This window comes from Akkermansia sp. NBRC 115031 (assembly GCF_030268505.1).
Lineage (GTDB): Bacteria > Verrucomicrobiota > Verrucomicrobiia > Verrucomicrobiales > Akkermansiaceae > Akkermansia > Akkermansia massiliensis.
Genome location: NZ_BSQU01000013.1, coordinates 1 through 5,800, shown reverse-complemented (window position 1 = coordinate 5,800; position 5,800 = coordinate 1). Strand labels below are relative to the sequence as shown.

General features: G+C 53.0%; 2 tRNA genes and 3 rRNA genes. All 5 read left to right on the top strand.

The window, feature by feature from the left end:
* Positions 1 to 437: 437 nt before the first annotated feature.
* Positions 438 to 1,949: ribosomal RNA gene (locus QSJ36_RS12740) — 16S ribosomal RNA — on the top strand.
* Positions 1,950 to 2,119: 170 nt separating this feature from the next.
* Positions 2,120 to 2,195 (top strand) — tRNA-Ala (locus QSJ36_RS12735).
* A gap of 81 nt (positions 2,196 to 2,276) precedes the next feature.
* Positions 2,277 to 2,353: transfer RNA gene (locus QSJ36_RS12730), tRNA-Ile, on the top strand.
* Positions 2,354 to 2,564: 211 nt separating this feature from the next.
* Positions 2,565 to 5,400, top strand: a 23S ribosomal RNA gene (locus QSJ36_RS12725).
* Positions 5,401 to 5,636: 236 nt separating this feature from the next.
* Positions 5,637 to 5,752, top strand: a 5S ribosomal RNA gene (gene rrf / locus QSJ36_RS12720).
* Together the 16S, 23S and 5S rRNA genes with 2 tRNA genes alongside form the textbook arrangement of a ribosomal RNA operon.
* Positions 5,753 to 5,800 lie beyond the last annotated feature (48 nt).

The window sequence follows — 5,800 nt, the reverse complement described above, 5'->3', positions numbered from 1 at the left end:
AAAAACGACTCGAAAAAAATTGACAAGGGAGGTGAAAATGGTAGACTTCTCGGCACGCCAACACGGCGACGGGATGAAAAGCCCGGCGGCAGGAGGGACTCGGAAGAGGGCCTGAATGAAGCTGGGGCCGGCCACCCGGAAGAGCCTCATTAAAGGGGCCGATAAGAAGATTTCAAGGGAATGACTACCGAACCCGCCGAGGGTTTTCCCGAATGCGTCGAGAGACGTGTGAGGGAGAAAAAACCCGAAGGAGCGACCTAGCTCCGAGAGGGGCGGATTGGTAGAAGCAAGGGGAAAGAAAAAAGGTCGTGACGCGCGCCGTGCTTGGCAGAGCGAAGAGGACCTCAAGAGACACAACTTGAGGGAAGAGCTGACTGAAGCATGGCGCAGATGAAATCGAAAGATTCCATTTGGTCCAGCAATTTCAAAAATTATATTTGATGGAGAGTTTGATTCTGGCTCAGAACGAACGCTGGCGGCGTGGATAAGACATGCAAGTCGAACGAGAGAATTGCTAGCTTGCTAATAATTCTCTAGTGGCGCACGGGTGAGTAACACGTGAGTAACCTGCCCCCAAGAGTGGGATAGCCCCGGGAAACTGGGATTAATACCGCATAAAATCGCAAGATTAAAGCAGCAATGCGCTTGGGGATGGGCTCGCGTCCTATTAGTTAGTTGGTGAGGTAACGGCTCACCAAGGCGATGACGGGTAGCCGGTCTGAGAGGATGTCCGGCCACACTGGAACTGAGACACGGTCCAGACACCTACGGGTGGCAGCAGTCGAGAATCATTCACAATGGGGGAAACCCTGATGGTGCGACGCCGCGTGGGGGAATGAAGGTCTTCGGATTGTAAACCCCTGTCATGTGGGAGCAAATTAAAAAGATAGTACCACAAGAGGAAGAGACGGCTAACTCTGTGCCAGCAGCCGCGGTAATACAGAGGTCTCAAGCGTTGTTCGGAATCACTGGGCGTAAAGCGTGCGTAGGCGGTTTCGTAAGTCGTGTGTGAAAGGCGGGGGCTCAACCCCCGGACTGCACATGATACTGCGAGACTAGAGTAATGGAGGGGGAACCGGAATTCTCGGTGTAGCAGTGAAATGCGTAGATATCGAGAGGAACACTCGTGGCGAAGGCGGGTTCCTGGACATTAACTGACGCTGAGGCACGAAGGCCAGGGGAGCGAAAGGGATTAGATACCCCTGTAGTCCTGGCAGTAAACGGTGCACGCTTGGTGTGCGGGGAATCGACCCCCTGCGTGCCGGAGCTAACGCGTTAAGCGTGCCGCCTGGGGAGTACGGTCGCAAGATTAAAACTCAAAGAAATTGACGGGGACCCGCACAAGCGGTGGAGTATGTGGCTTAATTCGATGCAACGCGAAGAACCTTACCTGGGCTTGACATGTAATGAACAACATGTGAAAGCATGCGACTCTTCGGAGGCGTTACACAGGTGCTGCATGGCCGTCGTCAGCTCGTGTCGTGAGATGTTTGGTTAAGTCCAGCAACGAGCGCAACCCCTGTTGCCAGTTACCAGCACGTAAAGGTGGGGACTCTGGCGAGACTGCCCAGATCAACTGGGAGGAAGGTGGGGACGACGTCAGGTCAGTATGGCCCTTATGCCCAGGGCTGCACACGTACTACAATGCCCAGTACAGAGGGGGCCGAAGCCGCGAGGCGGAGGAAATCCTGAAAACTGGGCCCAGTTCGGACTGTAGGCTGCAACCCGCCTACACGAAGCCGGAATCGCTAGTAATGGCGCATCAGCTACGGCGCCGTGAATACGTTCCCGGGTCTTGTACACACCGCCCGTCACATCATGGAAGCCGGTCGCACCCGAAGTATCTGAAGCCAACCGCAAGGAGGCAGGGTCCTAAGGTGAGACTGGTAACTGGGATGAAGTCGTAACAAGGTAGCCGTAGGGGAACCTGCGGCTGGATCACCTCCTTTCTATGGAGAAAGTGCATGAAAAATGCACAGGTCGGATCTCTTCCCGAGGGAAGAGAGAGCGGAACCCGCGAGGGCCCGCAACGAACCAAAGATGTGTAAACAGCCAGTTCGCTTGGAGCGAAACTAGGCACGACGTGCGTGACGACCTTTTTTCAAAAAGAACCGCAACTGGGGGTATAGCTCAGTTGGTAGAGCGCCAGCTTTGCAAGCTGGATGTCCGGGGTTCGAGTCCCCGTGCCTCCACCAGTTTCGGTAAGAAGGCGGGAGCCGGAAACTTTAGTAACTAAACTTTAGTATTTGGTAACTGTCTCTCAGAGACCCAAAACCGGGCCTGTAGCTCAGTTGGTTAGAGCACGCGCTTGATAAGCGCGGGGTCACAGGTTCAAGTCCTGTCAGGCCCACCAAAAAAAATCGATTATTGAGGGAAAGCGAAAATTGACATCTGCGTGGCAAAGAAAACAATTGCTGAGAAGCAATTGCTTTCCAACAAAGTGGGTAGTTGAAAAACAACTACAATACACAATTTAAAACATGCATACCAAGAAATAAGACAATACAGTAAGTCACGAAAGGGCTTTGTGGTATTGTGGAAGTGGTAAAAAACTTTTGCAATATGATGAAGTAAGTAAGGGCGTACGGTGAATGCCTTGGTGCCAACAGGCGAAGAAGGACGCGGCAAGCTGCGAAAATCCTCGGGAAGCTGCAAGCAAGCGATGATCCGGGGGTATCCGAATGGGGTAACCTGATCGAGGCAATACTCGATCGTTCATACCTGAATACATAGGGTATGAAACGCGAAACCCGCTGAAGTGAAACATCTCAGTAAGCGGAGGAAAAGAAAGAGAAATCGATTCCGTAAGTAGTGGCGAGCGAAAGCGGATGGAGCCCAAACCGAAGGTACTCCTTCGGGGTTGTAGGACCACGAGATATTCGACCATACTGGATAGTAGAACAGCCTGGAAAGGCTGGCCGTAGAAGGTGAAAGCCCTGTAGACGAAATCCAGCGTGGGAATTAGTGGGATCCTGAGTAATACATCACACGTGGAACGATGTATGAATCAGCGCGGACCACCGCGCAAGGCTAAATACTAGTTGGCGACCGATAGTGAACAAGTACCGCGAGGGAAAGGTGAAAAGAACCGCTGTGAGCGGAGTGAAATAGAACCTGAAACCGTATGTCTACAAAGTGTCAGAGCAGAGCAATCTGCGATGGCGTGCCTTTTGTTTAATGAGTCTGCGAGTCAGTGTTTGTGGCAAGACTAAGGGCTTCCGGCCCGGAGTCGCAGCGAAAGCAAGTCCGAATAGGGCGAATTAAGTCGCAGGTACTGGACCCGAAGCGGAGGTGACCTACCCTTGGCCAGGTTGAAGCATGGGTAAAACCATGTGGAGGACCGAACAGGTGAACGTTGAAAAGTTCTCTGATGAGCTGAGGGTAGGAGTGAAAGGCTAATCAAACCCCGTGATAGCTGGTTCTCTTCGAAATGCATTTAGGTGCAGCGTCACGTGCTGATGCGCGGGGGTAGAGCACTGACAAGGCTAGGGGGCACACCCGCTTACCAAACCTTATCAAACTCCGAATACCGTGCAATGGAACGTGGCAGTGAGACAGTGGGGGATAAGCTTCATTGTCGAGAGGGAAACAACCCAGACCAGCAGCTAAGGTGCCTAAATAACGCTCAGTGGAAAGGATGTGGGATTACACAGACAGTGAGGATGTTGGCTTAGAAGCAGCCACCATTTAAAAAATGCGTAATAGCTTACTCATCGAGTGATCCTGCGCCGAAAATGATTGGCGATCAAGCGTTATACCGAAGCTCTGGACTTTACCTTATGGTAGAGTGGTAGAAGAGCGTTGCATGCGCGTTGAAGGGTGATGGCGACTGACCCTGGAGCACATGCAAGTGAGTATGCAGACATGAGTAACGTAAAGCCGGGTGAAATCCCCGGCCGCCGTAAACCCGAGGTTTCCAGGGCAACGTGTTTCGTCCCTGGGTTAGCCGGGACCTAAGCCGAGGCCGAGAGGCGTAGGCGATGGATATCAGGTTAATAATCCTGAGCTCGCGACCCTTAAACTGGGGGGACGCATGAGAAAAGATGACTAGGTTATTGAATTCCGAGTTGAGTCCACGGACTCAGCGCATCATTGGATCGAGTGCCAAGAAAAGCCCCAGCGTATGCTAAGCGACCCGTACCGCAAACCGACACAGGTGGGTGGGTAGAATATACCAAGGCGTAAGAGTGAAACCTGGTTAAGGAACTCGGCAAATTAGCCCCGTAACTTCGGAAGAAGGGGTGCCTGCAGCGATGCAGGCCGCAGAGAAATGGCCCAACCGACTGTTTATCAAAAACACAGCACTCTGCAAAGACGCAAGTCGAAGTATAGGGTGTGACACGTGACCAATGCCGAAAGATTAAGGCAAGGGGTTAGCCGCAAGGCGAAGCTCTGAACCCAAGTCCCGGTGAATGTCGGCCGTAACTATAACGGTCCTAAGGTAGCGAAATTCCTTGTCGGGTAAGTTCCGACCTGCACGAATCGTGAAACGAGTTGGGCACTGTCTCAACCAGGCGCTCAGTGAAATTGTAGTGGCGGTGAAGATGCCGCCTACCCGCAGAAGGACGGAAAGACCCTATAGACCTTAACTGTAAGCTGTCATTGTTTCTTCGGTTTTAATGCTCAGAGTAAGTGGGAGACGCTGAAGACGCCCTTTAGGGGGCGTCGGAGTCATCAATGAGACACCACCCTTTGAAACTGGAGGATCTAACCCTGAGCCGTGAATCCGGCCAGAGGACCGTGTCAGCCGGTCAGTTTTACTGGGGCGGTATCCTCCCAAAGAGTAACGGAGGAGCGCGAAGGTGGGCTCAGCCCGGTTGGCAACCGGGTGTCGAGTGCATGGGCATAAGCCCGCCTAACTGTGAGACCAACAAGTCGAGCAGATGCGAAAGCAGGCCCAAGTGATCCGGCGGTAGAAAGTGGAATTGCCGTCGCTCAACGGATAAAAGGTACCTTAGGGATAACAGGCTGATCACGCCCAAGAGTTCATATCGACGGCGTGGTTTGGCACCTCGATGTCGGCTCGTCGCATCCTGGGGCTGGAGAAGGTCCCAAGGGTCCGGCTGTTCGCCGGTTAAAGCGGCACGCGAGCTGGGTTCAGAACGTCGCGAGACAGTTCGGTCCTCTATCCTCTGTGGGCGTTGGAAAATTGAGGGGTTCAGACCTTAGTACGAGAGGACCGGGTCTGACGCACCACTGGTGCATCGGTTGTACTGTCAAGTGCATGGCCGAGTAGCTAAGTGCGGACGGGATAAGCGCTGAAAGCATCTAAGCGCCAAGCCCATCCCAAGATGAGTTTTCCCTATAGGTTCGTGGAAGACCACCACGTTGATAGGTCGCAGGTGTAAGTGCAGCAATGTATTGAGCCAAGCGATACTAATCACCAATAGACTTCATCATATTACATCACTCCCGTTCGTGAATAACAACTTGCTGTTGTCTTGTTCATTGGATGTATGTTTAAAAGTAACACCACCAGCCACGCAGATGTCAGTTTACGCTGATTCCTTCCCCTCGTAACGAGAGGAAATCTTCTTAGCCACACACACAACAACCCTTAAAAAATCCCCCTCAAAGCCCCCCAAGGGCTCCCGGGCAGGCAGGATGAAGAAAATGAAAAACTCTTCCCCCTGAAGCCCGGTGGCCAGAGCGCAGTGGTCCCACCCGGTCCCGTTCCGAACCCGGAAGTGAAACGCTGCCGCGCCAATGGTAGTCGGACGATAGGTCCCGCAAGAGTAGGTCGCCGCCGGGATTTTTTTTCATCAGGCCCCGCCAGTTCCTCAACTGGCGGGGCTTGTTC